22 protein-coding genes are annotated in these 22,354 nt (G+C 73.7%); 12 read left to right on the top strand and 10 right to left on the bottom strand.

Going from position 1 to position 22,354, the window contains the following annotated elements:
* Positions 1-10: 10 nt before the first annotated feature.
* Positions 11-1,342, top strand: a complete 1,332-nt coding sequence (locus tag IEZ07_RS26945) for a class II 3-deoxy-7-phosphoheptulonate synthase (protein WP_068894393.1) — start codon at positions 11-13, stop codon at positions 1,340-1,342.
* 41 nt (positions 1,343-1,383) lie between these two features.
* Here IEZ07_RS26945 and trxA read toward each other — a convergent pair whose 3' ends face one another.
* A complete protein-coding gene (gene trxA, locus IEZ07_RS26940) occupies positions 1,384-1,755 on the bottom strand; it encodes a thioredoxin (RefSeq protein WP_068893946.1) in 372 nt (123 codons plus the stop codon).
* 304 nt (positions 1,756-2,059) lie between these two features.
* Between trxA and IEZ07_RS26935 the strand changes: the two genes are divergently transcribed.
* Entirely contained in the window at positions 2,060-2,416 is a 357-nt protein-coding gene (locus IEZ07_RS26935) for a helix-turn-helix domain-containing protein (RefSeq protein ID WP_191897310.1), read from the top strand.
* Positions 2,417-2,443: 27 nt separating this feature from the next.
* Here IEZ07_RS26935 and IEZ07_RS26930 read toward each other — a convergent pair whose 3' ends face one another.
* The 3 genes from IEZ07_RS26930 to IEZ07_RS26920 form a co-directional block, all read right to left on the bottom strand.
* Positions 2,444-3,034 (bottom strand): ClpP family protease, encoded by a 591-nt coding sequence (locus IEZ07_RS26930; RefSeq protein WP_191897309.1) that lies wholly within the window; start codon positions 3,032-3,034, stop codon positions 2,444-2,446.
* The gene (locus IEZ07_RS26925; RefSeq protein ID WP_068893949.1) at positions 3,031-3,657 is read right to left on the bottom strand and encodes a ClpP family protease; all 627 of its coding nucleotides are present in this window, start codon (positions 3,655-3,657) and stop codon (positions 3,031-3,033) included. The genes IEZ07_RS26930 and IEZ07_RS26925 overlap by 4 nt, the downstream gene beginning before the upstream one ends.
* A 179-nt stretch (positions 3,658-3,836) precedes the next feature.
* Positions 3,837-6,227 (bottom strand): ExeM/NucH family extracellular endonuclease, encoded by a 2,391-nt coding sequence (locus IEZ07_RS26920; protein WP_191897308.1) that lies wholly within the window; start codon positions 6,225-6,227, stop codon positions 3,837-3,839.
* Positions 6,228-6,456: 229 nt separating this feature from the next.
* On the opposite strand from IEZ07_RS26920, the gene IEZ07_RS26915 reads away from it, so the two are divergent.
* A complete protein-coding gene (locus tag IEZ07_RS26915; RefSeq protein WP_191897307.1) occupies positions 6,457-7,137 on the top strand; it encodes a permease prefix domain 1-containing protein in 681 nt (226 codons plus the stop codon).
* Positions 7,138-7,239: 102 nt separating this feature from the next.
* Here the strand turns inward: IEZ07_RS26915 and IEZ07_RS26910 are convergent, their stop codons facing one another.
* Entirely contained in the window at positions 7,240-7,575 is a 336-nt protein-coding gene (locus IEZ07_RS26910; RefSeq protein WP_444980678.1) for a helix-turn-helix transcriptional regulator, read from the bottom strand.
* A gap of 89 nt (positions 7,576-7,664) precedes the next feature.
* Here IEZ07_RS26910 and IEZ07_RS26905 point away from each other — a divergent pair, with 89 nt between their 5' ends.
* Genes IEZ07_RS26905 through IEZ07_RS26890 form a run of 4 tightly spaced genes read left to right on the top strand, consistent with a single transcriptional unit; the run spans position 7,665 to position 13,545 of the window.
* The gene (locus IEZ07_RS26905) at positions 7,665-8,843 is read left to right on the top strand and encodes a cytochrome ubiquinol oxidase subunit I (protein WP_191897305.1); all 1,179 of its coding nucleotides are present in this window, start codon (positions 7,665-7,667) and stop codon (positions 8,841-8,843) included.
* A gap of 10 nt (positions 8,844-8,853) precedes the next feature.
* Positions 8,854-9,726 carry a cytochrome d ubiquinol oxidase subunit II gene (locus IEZ07_RS26900; protein ID WP_191897304.1) on the top strand — a complete coding sequence of 291 codons (873 nt, stop codon included), beginning with the start codon at positions 8,854-8,856 and terminating at the stop codon, positions 9,724-9,726.
* 7 nt (positions 9,727-9,733) lie between these two features.
* A complete protein-coding gene (locus IEZ07_RS26895) occupies positions 9,734-11,752 on the top strand; it encodes an ABC transporter ATP-binding protein/permease (RefSeq protein ID WP_191897303.1) in 2,019 nt (672 codons plus the stop codon).
* Positions 11,749-13,545 (top strand): amino acid ABC transporter ATP-binding/permease protein, encoded by a 1,797-nt coding sequence (locus IEZ07_RS26890; RefSeq protein ID WP_239320694.1) that lies wholly within the window; start codon positions 11,749-11,751, stop codon positions 13,543-13,545. Before IEZ07_RS26895 ends, IEZ07_RS26890 begins: the two co-directional genes overlap by 4 nt.
* Before the next feature lie 19 nt (positions 13,546-13,564).
* Here the strand turns inward: IEZ07_RS26890 and IEZ07_RS26885 are convergent, their stop codons facing one another.
* From IEZ07_RS26885 to IEZ07_RS26875, 3 genes are read right to left on the bottom strand one after another with little or no spacing between them, the layout of a single operon-like run.
* Positions 13,565-14,776 (bottom strand): RNA polymerase sigma factor, encoded by a 1,212-nt coding sequence (locus IEZ07_RS26885; RefSeq protein ID WP_239320691.1) that lies wholly within the window; start codon positions 14,774-14,776, stop codon positions 13,565-13,567.
* Positions 14,773-15,117: a YciI family protein gene (locus IEZ07_RS26880; protein ID WP_191897302.1), complete on the bottom strand. Its 345-nt coding sequence runs from the start codon at positions 15,115-15,117 to the stop codon at positions 14,773-14,775. The genes IEZ07_RS26885 and IEZ07_RS26880 overlap by 4 nt, the downstream gene beginning before the upstream one ends.
* A 7-nt stretch (positions 15,118-15,124) precedes the next feature.
* Positions 15,125-15,466: a YciI family protein gene (locus IEZ07_RS26875; RefSeq protein WP_191897301.1), complete on the bottom strand. Its 342-nt coding sequence runs from the start codon at positions 15,464-15,466 to the stop codon at positions 15,125-15,127.
* A 244-nt stretch (positions 15,467-15,710) separates the two neighbouring features.
* Here IEZ07_RS26875 and IEZ07_RS35985 point away from each other — a divergent pair, with 244 nt between their 5' ends.
* From IEZ07_RS35985 to IEZ07_RS26860, 4 genes are all read left to right on the top strand, one after another.
* A complete protein-coding gene (locus tag IEZ07_RS35985) occupies positions 15,711-16,337 on the top strand; it encodes a hypothetical protein (protein WP_239320688.1) in 627 nt (208 codons plus the stop codon).
* Positions 16,334-16,651 carry a transcriptional regulator gene (locus tag IEZ07_RS35980; protein WP_239320685.1) on the top strand — a complete coding sequence of 106 codons (318 nt, stop codon included), beginning with the start codon at positions 16,334-16,336 and terminating at the stop codon, positions 16,649-16,651. Before IEZ07_RS35985 ends, IEZ07_RS35980 begins: the two co-directional genes overlap by 4 nt.
* 35 nt (positions 16,652-16,686) lie before the next feature.
* A complete protein-coding gene (locus IEZ07_RS26865) occupies positions 16,687-17,643 on the top strand; it encodes an ABC transporter ATP-binding protein (protein WP_191897300.1) in 957 nt (318 codons plus the stop codon).
* 178 nt (positions 17,644-17,821) lie between these two features.
* The gene (locus IEZ07_RS26860; RefSeq protein WP_068893958.1) at positions 17,822-18,559 is read left to right on the top strand and encodes an ABC transporter permease; all 738 of its coding nucleotides are present in this window, start codon (positions 17,822-17,824) and stop codon (positions 18,557-18,559) included.
* A 165-nt stretch (positions 18,560-18,724) separates the two neighbouring features.
* On the opposite strand, the gene IEZ07_RS26855 is transcribed toward IEZ07_RS26860, so the two are convergent.
* Positions 18,725-19,303, bottom strand: coding sequence for a CGNR zinc finger domain-containing protein (locus tag IEZ07_RS26855; protein WP_191897299.1), 579 nt, complete (start codon positions 19,301-19,303; stop codon positions 18,725-18,727).
* Between the two features lie 88 nt (positions 19,304-19,391).
* On the opposite strand from IEZ07_RS26855, the gene IEZ07_RS26850 reads away from it, so the two are divergent.
* The gene (locus IEZ07_RS26850; protein ID WP_191897298.1) at positions 19,392-20,654 is read left to right on the top strand and encodes an MFS transporter; all 1,263 of its coding nucleotides are present in this window, start codon (positions 19,392-19,394) and stop codon (positions 20,652-20,654) included.
* Positions 20,655-20,846: 192 nt separating this feature from the next.
* Here the strand turns inward: IEZ07_RS26850 and IEZ07_RS26845 are convergent, their stop codons facing one another.
* Complete coding sequence (locus tag IEZ07_RS26845) at positions 20,847-22,328, bottom strand: trypsin-like peptidase domain-containing protein (RefSeq protein WP_239320682.1); 1,482 nt, start codon at positions 22,326-22,328, stop codon at positions 20,847-20,849.
* Between the last annotated feature and the right edge of the window lie 26 nt (positions 22,329-22,354).

Here is a 22,354-nt window from a genome sequence, read left to right as displayed (position 1 = left end):
CCTGGTGGGCGTGAGCATCAACCTGGATTCCTGGCGGCGGCTGCCCGCGGCTCAGCAGCCCGAATGGCCCGACCGCGACGAGCTGAAGAAGGTCGTCGCCGAGCTCGAAGGGCTGCCTCCCCTGGTGTTCGCCGGGGAGTGCGACAGCCTCAAGGCGCATCTGGCGGCGGTGGCGCGAGGCGAGGCCTTCGTGCTCCAGGGCGGAGACTGCGCCGAGACCTTCGCCGGCGCCACCGCGGACGACGTGCGCAACAAGCTGAAGACCCTGCTGCAGATGGCCATCGTCCTCACCTACGCGGCGAAGGTGCCCGTGGTGAAGATCGGCCGCATGGCCGGGCAGTTCGCCAAGCCGAGGTCCAAGGGCACCGAGGTCCGCGGCGGGGTGGAGCTGCCCGCCTACCGCGGCGACATGGTCAACGGGCTCGACTTCACCCCCGAGTCCCGCATCCCCGACCCCTGGCGGCTGCTGCGCGCCTACCACTCCTCGGCGGTGACGCTGAACCTGGTCCGGGCCTTCACCAAGGGCGGCTACGCCGATCTGCGCCAGGTGCACGCCTGGAACCAGGACTTCGTGGCGGAGTCCCCGGCCGGCAAGCGCTACGAGCAGCTCGCCCGCGAGATCGACCAGGCGCTGGCGTTCATGCACGCCTGCGGGGCCGACCCCGAGGAGTTCCACACGGTCGAGTTCTACTCCTCGCACGAGGCGCTCATCCTCGACTACGACCAGGCGCTCACCCGGATCGACTCCCGGACCGGCCTGCCGTACGACGTGTCGGCGCACATGGTCTGGATCGGCGAGCGCACCCGCCAGCTCGACAGCGCGCACGTGGCGTTCTTCGCGAGCATCCGCAACCCGATCGGCGTGAAGCTGGGCCCGACCACCACGGTCGAGGAGGCCCTCACCCTGATCGAGAAGCTGAACCCGGACAACGAGCCGGGCCGGCTGACGTTCATCACCCGGATGGGCGCGTCGAAGATCCGTCAGCACCTGCCCGAGCTGGTGGAGAAGGTCACCGCGAGCGGCGCCCAGGTGGCCTGGATCTGCGACCCGATGCACGGCAACACCTTCGAGGCTCCCAGCGGCCACAAGACCCGCCGCCTGGACGACGTGCTGGACGAGGTGGTCGGCTTCTTCGAGGTGCACCGCGCGCTGGGCACGCACCCCGGCGGCATCCACATCGAGTTCACCGGCGACGACGTCACCGAGTGCGTGGGCGGCGGCCACGAGATCGCCGAGGGCGACCTGGCCCTGCGCTACGAGACGGCCTGCGACCCGCGCCTCAACCGGAGCCAGTCGCTGGACCTCGCCTTCCGCGTGGCGGAGCTCTACCGGTCGCTCTGAGGCACCGCGGGCGCCCCGGGCGGGCGCCCGCCTTCCGCCCGTCAGTTCTTCTGGGCGCCCAGCTCGCTGGCGAGCTCGGCCCGGATCTCGTCCATGTCCAGCGCCCGGACCTGGGTGATCAGGTCCTCCAGCGCCGGCGCGGGCAGCGCACCGGGCTGGGCGAAGACGACGATGCCGTCGCGGATGGCCATGACGGTGGGGATCGAGGTGATGTCGAAGCCCTGCGCCAGCGCCTGCTCCGCCTCGGTGTCGATCTTGCCGAACGTGATGTCGCCGTGCTTCTCGGAGGCCTTCTCGAAGATCGGGCCGAACGTGCGGCACGGCCCGCACCAGGCCGCCCAGAAGTCCAGCAGAACGATCCCCTGGTCGGCGATCTCGTTGAAGTTCTTCTCGGTTACCTCGATGGTCGCCACCACTGGCTCCTCTTGTGTCTGCGTCTGTACGGCTCGCATAACTGCGTACCCGCGCTGAGCATTCCATCCCTCCGGACTCCGGGGAAACCGGCCTGCCGGGTGCGGACCGGGGTGCCCGGGCACGTGGCGGCACCGTCCGCGGCGCCCTCACAGGAACGGCCGTCGGCACCACCGGACGATCTCCGCCACGGTGGCCACCCGGCGGACGCGTGATCCGCCCCGGACGGGCCCGAGGAGACGGGGAGGATTCCGCCCTGCGCGGATCCGGCCGAAATCGAACGCATCGTCTACCTAAGGTGAGGCCATGGCCTCTTCCATCCCGCCGCTGCGTCCGGCGACCGATCGGACCGCCTCCAAGCCGTCTTCCGCTCGCGAGCCGCTGTGGCGGCACGCGCTCGGCGAGTGTCTCAGAGGCCTCCGTCACGAGCGGGGCGAGAAGCTGAGCGAGACGGCGCGCCGCGCCGGAGTCTCGCCGCAGTATCTCTCCGAGATGGAGCGGGGCGTCAAAGAGCCGTCGAGCGAGATGATCGCCGCGGTCGCCGGTGCGCTGGACGTGACCCTGGTCGACTTGACCCTCGCCGTCACCGAGAGCCTGCGGTCCGCTCAGCGCAGCACCTCGAGCGGCGCCACCTGCTCGGCGGCGTACGCCCTGGCCGCGTAGCGCGATCGGCCAGGATCATCCGCCGGCCTACGGACGCTCCTCGATGATCTGGTCGAGGAGCCCGTACTCCAGGGCCGCGGTCGCGGTGAACACGCGATCGTGATCGGTGTCGGCGCGCAGGGTCTCGATCGTCTGGCCGGTGTGCCGTGACAGTATGCGCTCGATGTCCGCCCGGACGCGGACGACCTCGTCGGCCTGCAGGATGAGGTCGGGGATCGCCCCCCGCCCCTGAGCGGCCGGTTGGTGCAGGATCACTCGTGCGTGCGGGAGAGCCGCGCGTTTCCCCTCGGCGCCCGCGGCGAGCAGGACGGCGCCCACCGCGACGGCCTGTCCGACGCAGGTCGTCGAGACCCGCGGACGGATGTGGCGCATGGTGTCGTAGATCGCGAGCATCGCGCTCGGATCCCCGCCTTCGCAGTTGATGTAGAACTGTATTTCGGCGTCGGGGTTGTCCGACTCCAAGAAGATCAGCTGCGCGATGAGCGCGTTCGCGACGCCCGCGTCGATCGCGGTGCCCAGATAGATGATCCGCTCGGTGAGCAGGTGCGAGTAGACATCCATGATCCGCTCGCCGCGCGAATTCTGGGTGATGACGTTCGGAATCGTGTACGCGCTCACTGGCCGGCCCCTTCGGTGACGTCGAATCCGAGCCGCGGGCGGTTGCGCGGCGCGATCTCGTCGAAGTCCTGCACGATCGCGTCCACGAAGCCGTAGTCCAGCGCCTCCCGCGCCGTGTACCAGCGATCGTGCAGGGAGTCCTCGAATATGCGCTCGACGGGCTGCCCCGTGTCCTCGGCGATGAGACCGAGCACCGTGTCGCGAGTGTGCCGGAGGTCGCCGGCCTGCAGTTCGATGTCGACCGCGGTGCCGCCGATCCCCGCCGAGCCCTGGTGCATCAGGACGCGTGAGTGCGGCAGGGCCCGGCGCTTCCCGCGGGCCCCCGACGACAGCAGGAACTGCCCGGCGCTGTAGGCGATGCCCAGCACGAGGGTCGAGACGTCACAGGGGATGAGCCGGATGATGTCGCGGATCGCGAGCATCGAGGGGACCGAACCGCCCGGCGAATGGATCCACAATGCGATGTCCGTTGACGCGTCGTGCGCGGCGAGGGCTATCAGCTGCGTGGCCAGCAGTGTCCCGTTGTCGTCGTCGAGAGGGCCGTCGAGGACGAGGACGCGCTGGTCGTAGAGTTCGCGCCGCACCCGCGCGTCGAACAGTGGAAGGTTGGATTCTCCGCTCATGCGCCCATCATGCGCGGCGGTCCGGACCGGCGTCGACGCGATCCGCCTGGGGCGGATCCGCTCTGAGCAGCGGGGACCCGGTTTCCGGCCGGGCCCCGGGACCGCGGGGAGCGCGGAGGGCCCGCCCCGCCGGTACGGCGCGGGACGGGCCCCCTCGGTGACGCCGGTGGGCGTCCTGGTCAGCGCCTGCCGCCGGGCAGGGTCAGGCCGATGACCACGGGATCGTGGTCGGAGGAGCGGAACGCGTCCGGCCGGTAGAGGCCGGGCGGGTTGTACTCCGTGTTGTAGTCGAGCGCCCTGGCCTCGTCGGAGTTGATGTGCCAGATCGTCGCACCGGTGACCCGCTTGAGCAGCTCCCTGCCGACCAGCGCGTGGTCGAGCTCGCCGACCTGGCCCTCGAACAGGTAGCTGTAGCGCAGCGGGGCGGGGACGAACCTCTTGGTCACGCTGGTCAGGCCGCCGGCCTCGAGCGTGTCGATCGGGTCCTCCTCGCCGTAGGCGTTGAGGTCGCCCAGCACCAGCGGGCCGGGCAGGTCCAGGCTGTCGATCAGGCCCAGCGTGGCCTGGGCCTGGCGGACGCGCTCGCCGTTGTAGCAGCTCTGCCCGTCACCGGCGTCGGCGTCGGCGCCGGTGGCGTCCTCGTCGCAGCCCTTGGACTTGAAGTGGTTGACCAGGACGGTGAACGACTGGCCGCCCTGGGGGCGGCGGAAGGTCTGGATCAGCGGAGGCCGCCGGAAGACCGGGTCGGTCGAGGACTGCGCCGCGCCGACCGGCCGGACCCTGGCCGGCTTGTAGATCATCGCCACGTGGATCACGTCGGTGCCCGGGTAGGGGTGGGCCAGCGCCGCGTAGGTGCCCGCGCCGACCTCGGCGTTGAGCGCGTCGACCAGGGCCTGGACGGCGGTCTGGCCGTTGTTCTCGACCTCCATGAGGCCGACGACGTCGGCGTCCATGCCCTTCAGCGCGGCGACCAGCTTGGCCAGCTGCCGCTGCTGCTCCTCGGCGGTGTTCGCACCGCGCGAGCCCAGGGTGGTGAACCAGTTGAGGGTGTTGAAGCTGGCCACCCTGACGTTCCCGAGCACCGGGAACGGCTTGGGCAGGCGCGGGTTGGTGCGCAGGAACTGGACCGGCTCGGTCGGCTGGAGGCGGTACTTGCCGAAGCCGTACCCCATCACGCCGGTGACGCCGAGCGTGGTGTCGCCGAGCCGGACCGCGCGCGGGTCGGTGTGCGGGACGACCGGCGGGTTCTCCGCACCGGAGCCGTCGTCCACGAGCAGGGTGCGGCGCGCGTTCAGCGCGGCGCTCACGCCCGGCCGGTCGGTCGGCTGGTAGATCCGGCCCTCGGAGGAGAGGTTGATCTCGCCGTAGCGGGCCAGGTTGTAGTGGTCGCTGACGGTGAGCGGCTCGGGGAAGGTGACGAGCATGTTCTCGACCCGCTCGAAGGTGGCGCCCTCGGGGCGCGGCAGGCTCTGCCGCACCGGAGCGATCCTGCCGGTGCCGCAGACGTCCACGGCGGTGACCGGCGACAGCTCGGTCCAGCCGTTGAACTCCACGGCCCTGCCGGTGACCAGGACGCGGTCACCGACCTTGACGTCCTTGAAGGACGAGCGGGCGAAGGCGAACAGGCCCTCGGAGGTGGCCGGGTCGGCGTCCGGGGTCGGATCCTGCAGGAAGAACCCGCTGAGCTGGTTCGTCTCCTGGAAATCCGCGGTCACCACGCCCTCGACCCGGACCGTCCGGCCGGCGAGCGGGCTCGCGTCGCCGCTCCCCTGCACCTCGGCGATCTGGTGGGTGGCGGGGGTCTCGCACGGCGCGGTCGTCGGCGTCGGGGACGGCGTGGCGGTCGGCGTCACCGTCGGCGTCGCGGTCGGGGTGGCCGTCACCGTCGGGGTGGGCGTGGGCTCCGCGTCGCCGCAGGGGGCCGGGGCGGTGGCCCGGTTGCGCGGCGCGGGGGCGGCGGCCTCGATGTCGGCGGCGTTGACGTCGGTGTCGGCGCAACCGTGGTCCTTGCGCAGCCCGGCCGTGCCGTTGGACAGGCCGGGAGCCGCGGCGCCCTCGGCGTAGTTGGCGGTGCCGTAGCCGACGAGGTCGGCGATGAGCGCCGTCTGCTCGGGGGTGCAGGGCACCGAGCCGCCGTTGCAGGCGAGGCCGTCGGCCGAGCGGGCCAGGACGACCTTGCCCGCGCTGCCGCTCATGTTGACGGTTCCGGTGCCGTCGGGAGCGGGCAGCGCGGCGCCGGTCGCGCCGCCGGCGAGCTGGAGCAGGTGGTACTGGCCGGGCGCGAGCGTGCCGGACAGGGGCACCAGGTTGGCGCCGAAGGTGCCGGTGCCGGTGGCGCTGCCGTACTGGACGGACCAGCCCTCCAGGGAGACGGGCGCCGCGCTGCGGTTGAACAGTTCGACGAAGTCGTTGGCGAACGGCGCGCCGCTGTTGCCGCCGCCGCCGTAGACCTGGCTGATGACGACGGTGCCCGGCGCGGCCAGGGCCGGGGTCGTGGTGAGGGTCGCGACGCCGGCGGCGGTGACGCCGACGGCCGCGAGGGCGGCGAACGCCCGGGATAAAGCACGCATGGGCAGGAGCGTAGAGGTCTTTTGATCCCTTAGCGTCCCTCTATAGATGGACGAATGATGAAATGAGAAAATGTTGGCAGATGGTGTCGAGCGGTTCACGGCAACACTGGCTGCCCTTGGTCTGGATCCGGGGACGCATCAGGGTCCTCCCTGATGCGCGGGCGCCGGGCAGGGGTCATGATGGGCGCCGGACACCCCTGGACGGGGACCGCGCGAGCAGGGGGAACAGGTGGACGCCGGAGTCATCGACGACTACGTCGCAGAGCTCGGCCGTACGCTCCGCGGGCCGAGGGGGCTCAGGCTCGACCTGGTCGCCGAGGCCCGCGACAGCCTGCTCGACGCCGCGGAGGCCCTGGAGGACGGCGGCCTGGAGCGGACCGCGGCCGAGCGGGCCGCGGTCGAGGAGTTCGGCGCCGTCCACGAGATCGCCCCGGGCTACCAGGAGGAGCTGTCCGTAGCCGCGGGCCGGAGGCTGGCCACCCTGCTCTTCCTCGCCGTGCCGCTCACCGCGGTCATGTGGACCGCGATCTGGGAGCTGTTCCCGACGGCTCCGGCCGCCCGCGACGCCTGGCCCGGCTGGTTCGTGCCGGTGGCCCGCGCCGTGGACGTCACGCAGATGGCCATCGGGGTGCTCGGCGCGCTGGCGCTGCTCGCGCTCGGCCGGGGACGGCGCCGGATCCGGCGGCCGTGGCTGGTCGCCCGGGGGCTGGCGCTGTTCGTCTGGGCCATGATGCCGGTCATGCTCGTCATGTGCGGGGCCCTGATGTACGGCTCGAACGGGCCGGCCGGGTTCTCCGGCTATCCTCCCGGCCTCGCCGCCTCGGCGGTGAGCTACGGGTTCTGGGGCCTGCAGCTCTACTGTGCGACCCGCTGCCTCTCCCTCACCCGGCGGCGGACCTCGGCCGCGTGAGAGAGGACCGGGCGACCGGCGCACGCCCCGCCGCCTGAGACCGCGCGCACCCGTACAGCCGAAACCGCGCACCACCGCACACCGCCGCAGAGACCGGTGCGCTCACTTCGTGGCACGCGGCTCCAGCACGCTGCCGATGATCCCGGTGAACTCCCGCCAGGCCGAGCGCTCTCCGGCCAGGGCCGTGCGGCCCGCCGAGGTCAGCCGGTAGGTGCGCCGCTTGCGCCCGCCCACCGTGGCCCACTCGCTGGCCAGGTATCCCGCCTGCTCCAGTCTGCGCAGCGCCGGATAGACCGTGCCCGTCGGCACGCTGAGCGCACCGCCGCTGCGCGCCTGCAGCGCCTCGATGATCGCGTATCCGTGCAGGGGCTCGTGTTCCAGGACGGAGAGCAGCAGGGCGTCCATGTGCCCGCGGAGCGCGTCGGTGTTCACGCCCATCACCCTACCCCTCGCATAGGCAACCTACATGTAGGCTCTCTACATGTAGAGTGTCTATAGGTAGACAGACATGTGATGGAGGCGGCGCCATGGACGTACTCGACCTGGCCCGGGCGCAGTTCGCGGTGACGGGGAGTCTCCACTTCCTGTTCGTCGTGCTGACGCTGGGCCTGGCCCCCCTCGTGGCGGTCATGCAGACCCTCTGGACCTTCGGCGGCAAGCCGGTCCACGAGCGGATGACCCGCTTCTGGGGCCAGATCTACTTGATCAACTACGCGCTCGGCATCGTCACCGGCCTGGTGATGGAGTTCCAGTTCGGCCTGAGCTGGAGCGGGCTGTCGCACTACGCCGGCGACGTCTTCGGTGCGCCGCTGGCGATCGAGACGCTCGTCGCCTTCTTCCTGGAGTCCACGTTCCTCGGCTTGTGGATCTTCGGCTGGCACCGGATGCCCCGCCGGCTCCATCTGGCGTGCATCTGGATCGTCACGCTGACCGCCTACGTCTCGGCGTTCTGGATCATGGCGGCCAACGCGTTCCTGCAGAACCCGGCGGGAGCGGTGGAACGGGGCGGCAGGCTCGTGGTCGAGGACTTCGGGGCGGTGCTGACCAACCCCATGCTCGCCATGGCCCTGCCCCACGTGGCCGGCGCGGCCCTGCTCACCGGCGGATCCGTGATCATGGGAGCCAGCGCCTACCAGCTGTTCCGCAGAACGGCCGAGCAGGAGTTCTTCACCAAGTCCCTCCGGCTGGGCGTGTCCGTCGCCTCGATCGGCGTCGTGCTCGCGGTCGGCTTCGGCTACGCGCAGTTCGGTCCGATCGGAGAGTTCCAGCCGGGCAAGTTCGACAGCCCCCTGGCCGGCCTCGGCCTCGGATTCATGATCCTGATCGGATACCTGCTCCAGCTCGTCGTGCTGTTCGTGCTGCTGCCCGTCATCCGCTGGCTGCCGCGCTGGCGGTGGGCGCACCCGATCGTGATGCTGATGACCCCGCTGCCGTTTTTGGCCGCGATCCTCGGCTGGCTCGCCCGCGAGGCCGGTCGCCAGCCCTGGCTGGTGTACGGCAGGCTCACCGTCGCCGACGCGATGTCCCCCGGCCTCACCCCGGCGATGATCACCACGTCCCTGGTGGCCTTCACCGGTGTGCTCGGGCTGCTCGCGGTCGTCGACTACCTGCTCATCGCCCGCCTGGTACGCCGCGGCCCCGCCGCCGCCACCCTGGGCGCCGCCCCGCTCCCGCCGCCCGAGCGCACCCCCGCGCTGAGCCTGTAAGGAGACACCGATGGACATCCTCTGGACCGTGCTCTTCGCCGTCCTGCTGATCGGCTACTTCGCCCTGGAGGGTGCGAACATCGGCCTCGGCATGCTGCTGCCCGCACTCGGCCGCACCCAGGAGGGCCGGGACCGGATCGTCGCCGCCATGGCGCCGTTCGTCCTGGCGGGCGAGGTGTGGCTGGTGGCCGTGGCCGGAACGCTCTTCGGCGTGTATCCGCAGGCCGAGGGCGAGGTGCTGTTCGGCCTCTACCCGCTGGTGGTCTGCCTGCTGGTCTCCTGGATCGTGCGCGACGCGGGGCTCTGGTTCCGCCGCAGAGCGGACGGCCCCGCCTGGCGCGCCGGGTGGGACCGGATGATCTGCCTGGGCTCCTGGGGACTCGCCCTCTCCTGGGGCGCGGCCCTGACCGCCCTGGCGACCGGCCTGTCGATCACCCCGGCGGCCCTCGCGGGCGCGGCGGCGCTCGCGGCGCTGCTGGCCTTCCACGGCCGGGCCTTCGCCTCCTGGCTGCTGCCCGGCGGCGCGGCCGGGACCGTCGCGACCGGGACCACCACCGTCGCGACCGGGACCACCGAGGCGGCCGGCGAGCTCTCCGGCGCCGTGCTGGGTGGCGCGGCCGGGCGGCTTCCCGGCCCGGCCGCGGGTGCGGGCCGCGGCGCGGCGGCGCTGGCCGGTACGGCCTGCCTGGCCGCCGCACCCGCCGCGGCGCTGCTGGCCGGCACCGCTCCGTGGCTCCTGGAGCACACCGCCCCGGCGGATACGCTGAATGTGCTCAGTCTCATGATCCTGCCGTGCGCGCCGCTCATGGCGGGTGCGCAAGTATGGGTGTGGCGTACGTTCGGTCCCCGGCGTGCCGCCGACCGGTTCCCCTCGTTCTTCTAGGGCTCACATGCACAAGGATCTCCTGCGGCTGGTGCGGGGCGAGCGAGCAGTCCGCCGCCATCTGGCCCTCTGCCTAGCCGCGGCGGTCCTCGCCGGGCTGCTCGTCCTCGTCCAGGCCGAGCTGCTCGCCGGCGTCCTCTCCGGGAGGCTCGAAACTCCGGCGCTGGCCCTGCTGGCGGTGGTCGTCGGGGTCCGGGGGCTGCTCGGCCTCGCCCAGGGGATCGCCGCCGGTCGCACCACCACCGCGGTGAAGTCGGTCCTGCGCCACCGGCTGCTCTCCCGGCTGCGGGACCTGGGCCCGGCCCGGCTGACCTCCCACCGCTCCGGCGAGCTGGTGACGCTGACCGGGCGCGGCCTGGACGCCCTCGACCCCTACCTGAACGGCTACCTCCCGGCGGTCGCGGTGGCGGGCGTCGTACCGGTCGCCGTGCTCGCCCGGCTGGTCTTCGCCGACCTGTCCAGCGCGGTGATCGTGCTCGTCACACTCCCGCTCATCCCGGTCTTCGGCGCGCTGGTCGGCATGCACACCAAGGCCGTCACCGAGCGCCAGTGGCGGGCCCTGTCCCGCCTCGGCGGGCACTTCCTCGACGTGGTCCGCGGCCTGCCCACGCTGCGCGCCTTCGGCCGGGCCCGCTACCAGGCGGAGGTGATCCGGCGGGTCACCGACGCCCACCGGAGCGCGACGATGCGCACGCTGCGGGTGGCCTTCCTGTCCTCGCTGGTGCTGGAGCTGGCCGCCTCCCTCTCGCTCGCGCTGGTCGCGGTCCCGATCGGCCTCCGCCTGCTGGGCGGGACGCTCGACCTGCCCGCCGCGCTGCTGGTGCTGCTGCTGGCCCCGGAGGCCTATCTGCCGCTGCGGAACATGGGCACCAGGTTCCACGCCGCGATGGAGGGGGTCACCGCCGCCGACGACGTGTTCGCCGTACTCGACAGGGAGCCCGAGCCCCGGTCCGCCGGCGGCGGTGCCCTCGACCCGGCCGGTCCCGCGGCGGCGCCGGAGATCCGGCTGGAGAACGTGACGGTGCGCTATCCGGGCCGGACGGAGGCGGCGCTGGAGGACGTGTCGCTGGTCATCGCGCCGGGCGAGCGGGTGGCGCTGGTCGGCGAGAGCGGCGCGGGCAAGAGCACGCTGCTCCACCTGCTGCTGGGTTTCCTCACCCCGGAGAGCGGCCGGATCCTGGTCGACGGGGTGGAACTCTCCGGTCCCGCCTCCGGACCCGCCGCAGCGGCCTCCGGAGACGCCGGAGCCGAGGGGGCCGGAGACGCCGGAACCGAAGGCGGAGACGCCGGAGCCGAGGGGGCCGAGGAGACGCGGGGCGGCGGAGAAGCCGGAAGCACGGAAACCCGGGTGGCGCGTGACGCCGGAATCGCCGAGGACGCCGGGGCTCGCTGGGAGGCCTGGCGCGGACGGCTGGCGTTCGTGCCCCAGCGCCCCCACCTGTTCGCCGCCTCGGTGGCCGACAACATCAGGCTCGGCTCCCCCGGGGCGACGCTCCAGCAGGTCCGGGCGGCGGCCGGGGCCGCGCACGCGGACGGCTTCGTGACGGAACTGCCGGAGGGCTACGACACGGTGCTCGGTGAGCGCGGTGCGAACCTCTCCGCCGGCCAGCGGCAGCGGGTCGCGCTGGCCCGCGCCTTCTGCCGGCCCGCGGCGGACCTGCTCCTGCTGGACGAGCCGACGGCCCGGCTCGACGGCCGGAGCGAGGCGGCGATCGTCGCCGCCACCCGCGAGCTGGCCGAGGGCCGGACCGCCGTGATCGTGGCCCACCGGCCCGCGATGATCGATCTGGCCGACCGGGTGGTCCGGATCGCCGGCGGCCGGATCGTGTCCGACAGCGGCTCCCCCGGTGCGTCGGCGGCACGCGGCGAAGCCGCTCCTCTCGGTGGCACGACCGGTCCCGGCGGCGCGACGCCCCCTGACACGACCGGTCCCGGTGGCGAGGCGGCTTCCGATGACACGACGGCTTCCAGGGACGCAGGGCCTTCCGGCGACACGGTGGCGACGGGTGCCGGAGGGACGCGATGAGACGTATGGGCGGGCGGATCGCCCTGGCGGCGGCGGCCGGGGTCGCGGCGGAACTCGCCGGACTGGCCCTGATCGGGTCGGCCGCATGGCTGATCACCAGGGCGGCCGAGCAGCCGCCGCTGGCGGCGCTGAGCGTGGCGATCGTCGGGGTGCGCGCGTTCGCGACGAGCAAGGGCGTCCTCCGGTACGGCGAGCGCCTGACCGGGCACGACGTGGCGCTCCGCGCCCAGGCGACGACCCGGGAACGGCTCTACCAGGCGCTCGTCCCGGCCGGTCCGCCGAGCCAGAAGGGCGCCGACCTGCTCAGCCGGATGGTGGACGACACCGACGCCGTGCAGGATCTGCTGGTCCGGGGTCTGCTCCCGGCGGTCGCGGCGCTGGTGACCGGGATCGCGGCGGTCGTGCTCGGCCTGTTCCTGCTCCCGGCGGCCGCGCTGGTGCTGACGGCCGGCCTGCTGACGGCGGGCGTGGTGCTGCCCGCCGGGGTCGCCGCCGTCACACGGCGCCGAGCCGCGCTGATCGCCCCGGCCCGGGCCGAGCTGGCCGCCCGGGTGGCCGACCTGCTGCACGGAGCGGCCGACCTGGCCGCCTACGGAGCGGGCGACCGGGCCCTGGCCGCCTCCGCCGGAGCGGACGCCCGGCTGGCCGCGCTGGAGCGGGCCCAGGCCCGCACGGGCGCCGTGGCCACCTGCCTGGGCGTGCTCGCCCAGGGACTGACCGTCGCGGGGGTGGTCCTGGTCGCGCAGGGGTCGGGCACCGGTTCGGTGGCGACCGCCGTGCTCGCGCTGACCTCCCTGGTCTGCTTCGAGCCCCTACTGCCGATGATCACGGCCGCCGAGCGCATGACCGGGGTGTCCGCCGCCCTGCGCCGGCTGCGGGAGGTCCGCGCGACCCCGCCCGCCGTCGCCGAGCCGGCCCGGCCGGCCGCCGTCCCCGGCGGGCCGCTCACGGTCGAGGTCGAGGACCTGGTCGTCCGCCACGCGGCGGACCGCGCCCCGGCGCTGAACGGCGTCGCCCTCACCCTCACCCCCGGTAAGCGGGTGGCGGTCGTCGGCCCCAGCGGGGCGGGCAAGAGCACCCTGCTGGCGGCCCTGATGCGCCTGGTGGAGCCGGAGTCCGGCGCGATCCGGCTGTCCGGCTCCGGTTCCACCGGCCCCGACGCCGACGCCGACGGCGACGGCGACGGCGACGCGCCCGGGATCGAGGCCGGGGCCGGTGGGGCCGGGACTGGGACCTGGACCGGGACCGGGAAGACCGTCGATCTGCGCGACCTGCCCTCGGACGAGGCCCGGCGGATCATGACGGGCCTGACCCAGGACCCGTACGTGTTCCAGGCCTCGTTCCGCGACAACCTCCGGCTGGCCGGGCCGGAGGCGGACGAGGCCGCGCTGGCGGAGGCCGTACGGCGGGCACGGCTGGAGGACTGGGCGGAGCGGACCGGGTGGGACACCGTGCTCGGGGAGGACGGGCGGACGGTCTCCGGCGGGCAGCTGCAGCGGCTCGCCCTGGCCCGGGCGCTGCTGAACGACCCGCCCGTGCTGCTGCTCGACGAGCCGGCCGAGGCGCTGGACGAGGAGACCGCCGACGCGCTCATGGCCGACCTGCTGGACGCCACCCGGGGGCGCACGACCCTGCTGGTCACGCACCGGCTGCGAGGCCTGGAGGAGGTGGACGAGATCGTCGTGCTGGAGAACGGCTCGGTCCTGCAGCGGGGCACCCACCGGGAACTGGTGGAGGTCCCCGGCTACTACCGCGACCTGTGGCGGTCGGAGGCCCTGGTCTCCCGGGCGTAGCACCGCTCCGGGACCGGGGTCAGCGGGCGGACAGCTCTTCCCTGCGCGACAGCAGGAAGGCGCGTTCCGGGTCGGTGCCTACGGCCTCCAGCGCCCGGCCGTAGGCGTCCAGGGCCTGCCGGTCCCGGCCCAGGCGGCGCAGCAGCTCGGCGCGGGTGGCGTGGAGCAGGTGGTGGTGGCCCATCGCCCCGTCCAGCCCGTCGAGGAGCTCCAACCCGGCCTCGGCCCCGTCGGCCTCGGCGACCGCCACGGCCCGGTTGAGCCGGACCACCGCCGACCCGGTGACCTCCTCCAGGCTGCCGTACAGCCGGGCGATGGCGGGCCAGTCGGTGTCCTCGGCCCGCTCGGCGACCGCGTGCTCGGCCGCGATCGCGGCCTGCAGCAGGTAGGGGCCGGGGAATCCGCCGGTGCCGCCCGGGCGCACCGCCTCCAGCAGGGAGATCGCCTCGCCCACCTCGTCGCGGTGCCAGCGCGAGCGGTCCTGGTCGGGCAGCCGGACCAGCTCCCCCGACGGGCCCAACCGGGCGTCCCGGCGGGCGTGGTGCAGCAGCATCAGCGCCAGCAGCCCGTCCGCCTCCGGATCGGCGGGCAGCAGCTCGCGCAGCATCCGGCCCAGCGCGATCGCCTCGGCGGCGAGCTCGGCGCGGATGAGCCGGTCTCCCCCGGTGGCGGCGTACCCCTCGGTGAAGACGAGGTAGACCACGGCCAGCACCCCGTCGCACCGCTCGGCCAGCTCCGGTCCGGCCGGGATCCGGTAGGGGATGCCCGCCTGGGCGATCTTCTTCTTCGCCCGGGTGATCCTGGCGGCCATGGTGGTCTCGGAGACCAGGAAGAGCCGGGCGATCTCGCGGGTGGTCAGGCCGCCCGCGCAGCGCAGCGTGAGAGCCACCCGGGCGTCCATGGACAGCGCCGGGTGGCAGCAGGTGAAGATCATCCGTAATCGCTCGTCGGGGATGGCCGAGGGGTCCGGGAGGTCGTCGACGACCAGCAGCGGCAACTTCCTGGCCGCGACGGCGTCCCGGCGCAGCCGGTCCAGCGCGCGCCTGCGGGCCGTGGTGAGCAGCCAGGCGGGCGGGTTGCCGGGCTCCGGCGGCCAGGCGGCGACGGCCGCGGCGAAGGCGTCCTGCAGCGACTCCTCGGCCAGGTCCAGATCGCGCAGCTCGGCGGTGAGCAGGGCGAGCAGGCGCGCCCAGTGCCGCCGGTACGCCTGCTCGACCGCTGTCACGCTCACCCTTGATATTCGACCACGGGACGGATCTCCACGATCTCCTCGGGGCAGGCCGTGGCGAACTCGATCGCCTCGTCCAGGTCCCGGGCCTCCACGAGGTAGAAGCCGCCCAGGTGCTCGGCGGTCTCGGCGTAGGGGCCGTCGGTGTGCAGCGTCCGCCCGCCGGCGGTGCGCACGGTGACGGCGGTCGTGGACAGGTCCAGTTCCTCCCCGCCGAGGTAGGCCCCGCGGGCGGTGAGCATGTCCGTGAACCGGCCGTGCGCGGCGGAGAGCTCCTCGATCTCGGCCTCGGTGGCGGCGGCCCACCTGCTCTCGTCCCCGTAGAGCAGCAGTGCGTACTTCACCGCGCCGTCACCCCCGGTCCGGGACGGGCCGGATCTCCACGACGTCGGACGGGCAGGCCTCGGCGAACTCGATCGCCTCCTCCATGCTCGCGACCTCGATCGTGACGTACCCGCCGACCTGCTCGACCGCCTCGGCGTAGGGGCCGTCGGTGACGACCACCTTCCCCCCGGTCTTCCTGACCGTGGTGGCGGTGCCGGAGTGGGCCAGCTCGTCGCCGCCCCGGCCCGCGTTCCGGGCCGTCAGCATCTCCTCGAAGCGGCCCCACCGGGCGTAGACCTCCTCCCGCTCGGCCGGGCCGGCCTCCGCCCAGGGCCTCTCGTCCCCCGCGGCCAGCAGCACGTATCTCATGGTTCTCCCTTCCGACGCCGTCCGGCGGATGCCGTACGCACTCCAATGACGTACGGCGCCCGCCGGAATCGACAGGTCTGCCGAGGAGATTCTCGCGAGCGGGGCCGGCGCCCCGTACCGCCGCCCGGTCCGGGCGGGACCGGATTGGTACGGCCGTGGGGATTGAGTTGGCGGAGCAATGTGGTTTACAGTTCAAACCACAAGTTTGAAATGCAAACCGGTTTGTGCCGACAAGGAGGAAGCCGTGGAGGAAGACGATCGAGCGCTGAGCCCGGAGGAGATGCTCCGGTTGATCGACCGGCAGGACTCCGCGGCCGTCCGCCGGTTCGTGCCCGACACATCGCTGCTCTACCTGCCGTGGGGGCTCGCCTGGCTGGTCGGGTTCGGCGCGCTCTTCCTCCACCACGGCCTGTCCGGCAGGCCGTACGCACCGATCTCCATAGACGTCGCACTGGCGGTGCTCTTCGGGGCCATGCTGCTGGCCGGGGCGGTCAACGCCTTCGTCCTCTGGCGGACCGGCAACCAGGTCCGAGGCGCCTCCCAGCAGCGCGGCATGATGTACGGCCTCGCCTGGCCGACCGGATTCCTCACCATGTCGATGATCGCGGATCGGTTCGCCGCCCAGCTCCCCGAGGCGGAGCGGAACCTCCTGTGGGCGAGCATGTCGATCATGCTGGTCTCCGTTCTCTACATGGCCGGTGCCGCCGTCTGGCACGACTGGCCGATGTTCGCCGTCGGCATCTGGATGGCCGTGCTCAACGCCGTGGGAACGGCCGCCGGGGCGGGCTGGCACGCGCTGCTGATCGCGGTGGGCGGCGGAGGCGGGTTCATCGTCGCCGGCCTGGTGTTCAGCAGGAGAGTCCGCCGGTGACCCCCGAGCTCGACCCGGTGATCCACGCCCAGGCCCGGCTCCGGGTGGTCGTCACGCTCAACGCCCTGCCCGAAGGGGACCAGATCGCCTTCCCCGGCCTGAAGGACCTGCTCGGCATGACCGCCGGGAACCTCTCGGTCCACCTCGGCAAGCTGGAGGAGGCCGGTTACGTGGAGATCGTCAAGACGCACCGCGGCCGCACCCCGGCCACCTACGTCGCCCTCACCCGGCGGGGCCGCCTCGCCTTCGAGGAGTACACCGCGGCGATCCGCACCCTGCTGGACACGACCTCGGCGCCGCCCTCCGGCGCCTGACCCCCGTTCGACATTCGAGAAAGGAAGGTCCCGCGATGGCGGAACCTACAACGGCACCGGGCGCAGGACCGGGTGCGGCACCGAGCTCGCCGCCGGATCCCGGCGCGGAGCCGGAGCAGTCCCTGGTGCGCGCCGTGGAGGTCACCCGGCGCTACGGGGACGTGACGGCGCTGGACCGCGTCTCCCTCGGCGTCCGGCCCGGCGAGCTGGTCGGGCTGCTCGGCCCCAACGGGGCGGGCAAGTCCACGCTGATCAACCTGTTCTGCGGGCTGCGCAGGCCCACCTCGGGCCGCGTCGAGCTGCTCGGCGGCTCCCCCGCCGATCCGGTACGGCGGCGCGGCATCGGCGTCACGCCGCAGGAGACCGGGCTGCCGGCGACCCTGCGGGTCGGGGAGATCGTGGACTTCGTCGCCGCCCACTACCCGCGGAGCGTCGCCCGGGGGGCGCTGCTGGAGCGGTTCGGCCTGTCCGGGCTGGAGCGGCGCCAGGTCGGCGGGCTCTCGGGCGGGCAGAAGCGGCGGCTCGCGGTGGCGCTGGCGTTCGTCGGCGACCCCCGGCTGGTCTTCCTCGACGAACCGACCACGGGACTGGACGTCGAGGCGCGCCGGGCGCTGTGGGACGCCATCCGGGACTTCCACTCCGGCGGCGGCACCGTGGTGCTCACCAGCCACTATCTGGAGGAGGTCGAGGCACTGGCCGAACGGGTCGTGGTCATCGGGCAGGGCCGGGTCCTGGCCGACGGCACCACCGAGCAGGTGCGTGACATCGCCGGCGTCCGCCGCGTCACCCTGACGGCCGGCGACCTGCCCGCGCTGCCCGGGGTCCTGCGCGTGGAGCGCGAGGGCGACCGGACCCATCTGCTCACCTCCGACGCCGACGCGCTGGTGCGCGAGCTGGTCCGCGCCGACGTGCCCTTCTCCGGCCTGGAGGTCCGGCCCACCTCCCTGGAGGAGGCGTTCCTGACCATCACCGCAGGCTCCGAGGCGGCCTGACCCGGTCCCGCCCCCGGTCTCCGGCCGCACGTCGTCCCCGCCCCGCCCTGCCCTGCCCCGCCCGGCACGCCCCTGACCGCACCCCGCTTCCGCGTCCGCTCCTCCCGGGAGCCTTTCCGGCCGCGCCCGCCCCGACGCGAGCGCCCTCCGGCCGTCCCCCTTCTCCGAGAGAGGCCCCATGTCGCTCCTTCTCACCCACACCCGGTACCAGTTCATGGAGACCGTACGGGTGCCGATCGCGCTGATCGGCAACGGTTTCTTCCCCGCCGCCTCGATGCTGTTCTTCGTGGTCCCGTTCGCCGGAGACCACCCGGTCGGGGCGACCCTGGCCACCGCCTCGATGATGACCTTCGCGGTGATGTCCAGCGCCCTGTTCACCCACGGCATCGGCGTCGCCGAGGACCGGGTCCAGCCCTGGGACCCCTACACCCGCACCCTGCCCGCCGGGCCGTGGCCGAGGCTCGGGGCCCGCATCCTCAACTCGCTGCTCTTCACGCTCGTCGGGGTGCTGCCGGTCCTCGTCATCTCCGCGCTGTTCACCGAGGCCACCGTGACCCCCGTCCAGCTCGTCCTGGGGGTGGGCGCCCTGCTGCTCGGATCGGTCCCGTTCCAGCTGCTCGGCCTGTTCATCGGGTACGCGCTGCCGTCCAAGGCGGCGATCGCGGTCGTGCAGCTGCTGTTCTTCCCCATGGCGGTGGGCGGCGGCCTGCTGACGAACCCGATGGACGCCCCCGCCTTCATCGACGCGGTCGCACCCTTCCTGCCCAGCCGGGGCGCGGTCGAGCTGGTCTGGGCCGCGGTCGGGTACGGCTCGCCCCGGCCGCTGGCGACGGCCATGTTCGCCGTCTGGGTCGCGGTCGCCGGAGCGCTGGCGGTCTGGGCCTACCGCCGCGACGAGGGCCGCCGCTTCTCCTGAGCCCCTCCGCGCCGGGCCTCGGAGAACGAGATCCTGAACGGCCCGGAAGCCCGGACGTCTCGGACTCCTCGGGCTCCTCGGGCTCCTCAGACGCCTCGGACGGCCCGGGATTCCGAAACGGCCCGTGAACCCGTCGTCCCGCCGCCCCGCGGCGCGGCGGCGGGCTCAGCCCGTGGTCCGGCCGGGCGCGGGCGCGCCCTGCCCGTCCCGGCGGTCCCGTGCCCGGAACGCCGCCGCCTTGGCGCGGTTGCCGCAGCCGCGCATGTCACACCAGCGGCGGGAACGCCGGTGCGAGGAGTCGACGTAGAGGCGGGTGCAGGGGGACGCCTCACACTCGCGGATCAGCACGGCGCGGGGGCCGCCGAGCAGTTCGACGGCGGCCCGCGCCGTGGTGGCCAGCGCGGCTTCCAGATCGCCGGTCCGCTCCAGCCCGCCGTCGTCGCGCAGTCTGACACCGGCCGGCGCCCGGCCCGCGGCGCGGTTGAGCAGTTCGCGGTCGGCCGCCTCGAACGGCGAGCCGGCGCGGGCGGCGGACGCCAGCCGGTAGACCGCCTCGCGCAGCGCCGCCGTCCGGGCCAGATCCTCGTCGCTCACGGCGGGCTCGGTGTCGAGAAGCCCCGCGGCGACCGTCCACCGGGCGAGATCCGCCGGCGTCGCCAGCAGATCGACGCGTCCGGTCCGGCGCCGGCCCACCGTCCCGGCCAGGTCGAGGCCGAGGTTCCCACTCACGAAGGTGAACTCCATCGCCCCATAGTAACCGCATTGACAGGTTATTTCGAAGGCTGCCAGAGTGAGTAACCGTTCTTTACGGTTACTTCATGGAGGGAAGCCCATGGCGCTCCCGGTCTCCACCGGCACGGCGGCCGCATCCGCCCGCGCACCACGGCGGTACGGCCCCCGCCACCGCTGGATCGTCCTCGCCGTGGGCGTGGCCGCGCAGGCGAGCTTCTCGGCCATGTTCTCCGGCATCCCGGTCACCGGGATCGCGATGCGCGCCGGCTACGGGCTGTCCACCGGCACGCTCGGCCTGGTGCTGGGCTGCCTCGGGCTGGGCGTGGCGGTGTCCGACATCGCGTGGGGGCTGCTGACCGACCGGTTCGGCGACCGGCGGATCCTGCTCGTCGGACTGGTCTCCACCGGTTCGCTGCTGGCGCTGATGGCCACCGCCGTCACACCCGGCGACCGGGCCGGAGTGCCGATGCTGGCCGCATGCATGCTGGCCGCCGGGGCGCTGGGCGGCAGCGTCAACGCCTCCTCCGGCCGCGCGATCATGACCTGGTTCACCGACGGGAACCGCGGCTTCGCCATGAGCATCCGCCAGACCGCGATTCCGGCGGGCGGCGCCGTCGGGGTCGCCCTGCTGCCGTGGCTGGCCTCGGCGTACGGCTTCCGCGCGGCCTACGCGGTTCCGGCCGCACTCTGCCTGCTGTCCGCCGCGGCGGCCTGGCGCTGGCTGCACGGGCCGGACCAGGAACCCGCCCCGGCGGCGGAGCGGGCCGGGGCCGGGCGCTCACCCCTGCTCCGCTGGGACGTCTGGCGGCTGGCCCTGGCCAGCGGCCTGCTCACCGTCCCGCAGTTCGCGGTGCTGTCCTTCACCGCCGTCTTCCTCCACGACGCCAAGGGCGCCGGGGTGGCACTGGCCAGCCTGACCGTCCTGATCGCCCAGCTCGGGGGCGGCGCGGCGCGCATCTGGACCGGCAGGCACAGCGACCGGCACGGCGACCGGCACGGTGGCCGCCGCACCCTCATCCGCGGCATCGGGACGCTCACCGCGGTGGCCATGGCCGGCGCGGCCGTCCTGACCCACGCGCCCACCCCGCTGACCGTCGCCGCCCTGGCCCTCGGCGGCCTGCTGGCCAACGCCTGGCACGGTGTCGCCTACACCGAGATCGCCGCCATGGCGGGCGCGGACCGGGCGGGGACGGCCCTCGGGCTGGAGGGCACCACGGTCTTCGCCGCCGCGTTCCTCACCCCGCTCCTCATCCCCGTGGTCCTCGACGCCGCCTCCTGGCAGGCGGTGTGGGCGCTCGCCGCCGCTGCCCCGCTGCTCGCCGTCCCCCTCGTCCCCCGCGGCCCGCGACCCCTGCGCCGGTGATCCGCCGGCCGCGGTCCACGGTGCGGAGGCGGGACCGCGGCGCCGTTCGCCCGGCCTTCGGCCGCCCCCGCGGGCGGGGGCCACGGAGCCGTTCGCCCCCGGGGCGGCCGGACCGGAACCGGACCGGACCCGGGCCGTACCGCCGGGCGTGCCGCCGGGGTCGCGGCGACCCCGGCGGTACGGCCCGTCAGGTCATTCCCCGGTCTTCTGGACCAGGGTCGCGGTGACGGTCTGGCTCCGGCCGTCGCGGAGGTAGACGAGGGTGACCTTGTCGCCCGGCTTGAGCCCGCGCACCACTCCCACCACGGTGTCCCCGTCCTCGACCGCGGTGTCGTTGATCTTCGTGATCACGTCGCCCTGCCGCAGCCTCGCCTGGGCCGCCGGGCTGCCCTCGGTGACCTGGCCGACCAGTGCGCCCGCGGTGTCACCGGTGGCGTCGGCGAGACCGACGCCCAGGAAGGCGTGGACGACCTTGCCGGTCTCGATGAGCTGGTCGGCGACCTGCCGCGCGGTGTTGATCGGGATGGCGAAGCCGACGCCGATGCTGCCGTCGCCGCCGTTGGTGGCGATGGCGGTGTTGATGCCGATCACCCGCCCGGAGGAGTCGACCAGCGCCCCGCCGGAGTTGCCGGGATTGATCGCCGCGTCGGTCTGGATGGCGCCGCCGATGGTGGTGACCTGCGCGGCGCTCTGCTGCCGGCGGTCGCCGCCCCAGCCGGGCGGGAGCTGCTGCTCCCGCTCGCCGCCGACGGTCACCGTCCGGTCGAGCGCGCTGACGATGCCCGCGCTGACCGAGCCGGACAGGCCGAGCGGGCTGCCGATGGCCAGGACGGAGTCGCCCACCTTGAGCCGGTCGCTGTCGCCGAGCGAGGCCGCCGTGAGGCCGGAGACGTTCTCGGCCCTGATGACCGCCAGGTCGGTGGCCGGGTCGGTGCCCACGATCCTGGCCGAGACCGTCCTGCCGTCGCTGAACTTGACGGTCACCCGGCCGTCCTGGCCGGCGGAGCCCACGACGTGGTTGTTGGTCAGGATCAGTCCGTCGGCGGAGAGCACCACACCCGAGCCCTCCCCGCCTCCGGCGGCCGTCTTGACCTCGATCGAGACGACCGCGGGCTGGACGGCCGCGGCGACGTCGGCGACCGTGGCCACATTGCCGGCGGCGCTGACCACCGGAGCCGCCGAGGAGACGAGCGCGGGGCCGTCGTCGAGGGCGGTCGCGGCGAAGGCCCCCGCCACTCCACCGCCCACGGCCATGGCGGCCAGCGCGAGCCCCGCCCCCAGCTTCTGCATCCCGCTCAACCGGCCCCGCTGGGCGGGCACCGTGACGGGCGCTGTGACGGGCGCTGTGACGGGCGCCGCGGGCCCTGCCGGGGCCCCGGACGGCGTCACCGGCGGCGCGACCGGTCCGGACGGCGATCCGGCGGGCGTGCCGAGCGGCTGAGCCCCGACGGGCGGTGCGGGCGTCCCTGCCGGAACCCCGGCCGGTGCGCCGAGAGGCAGCGACGGCAGCGGGGCGGTCCGCCCCTGCCCGGCGGCCCCGGCGGCTCCGGCGGCACGGCCGCCCGGGAACCCCCCGGCCCGGGGCGGCTCCGCGCCGAACTGGCTCCAGCCGCCGGAGGCCGCCTCGATCGGGGTGGTGTCCTGCTCGTTCTTCTTGTCGTCCATCTCGTTCATCCCCCAGTCCTGCGTCCCTCCGTGGA

Source organism: Planomonospora parontospora, assembly GCA_014647935.1.
Classification (GTDB): Bacteria; Actinomycetota; Actinomycetes; order Streptosporangiales; family Streptosporangiaceae; genus Planomonospora; species Planomonospora parontospora.
This window is presented reverse-complemented; position numbering and strand designations above follow the sequence as displayed.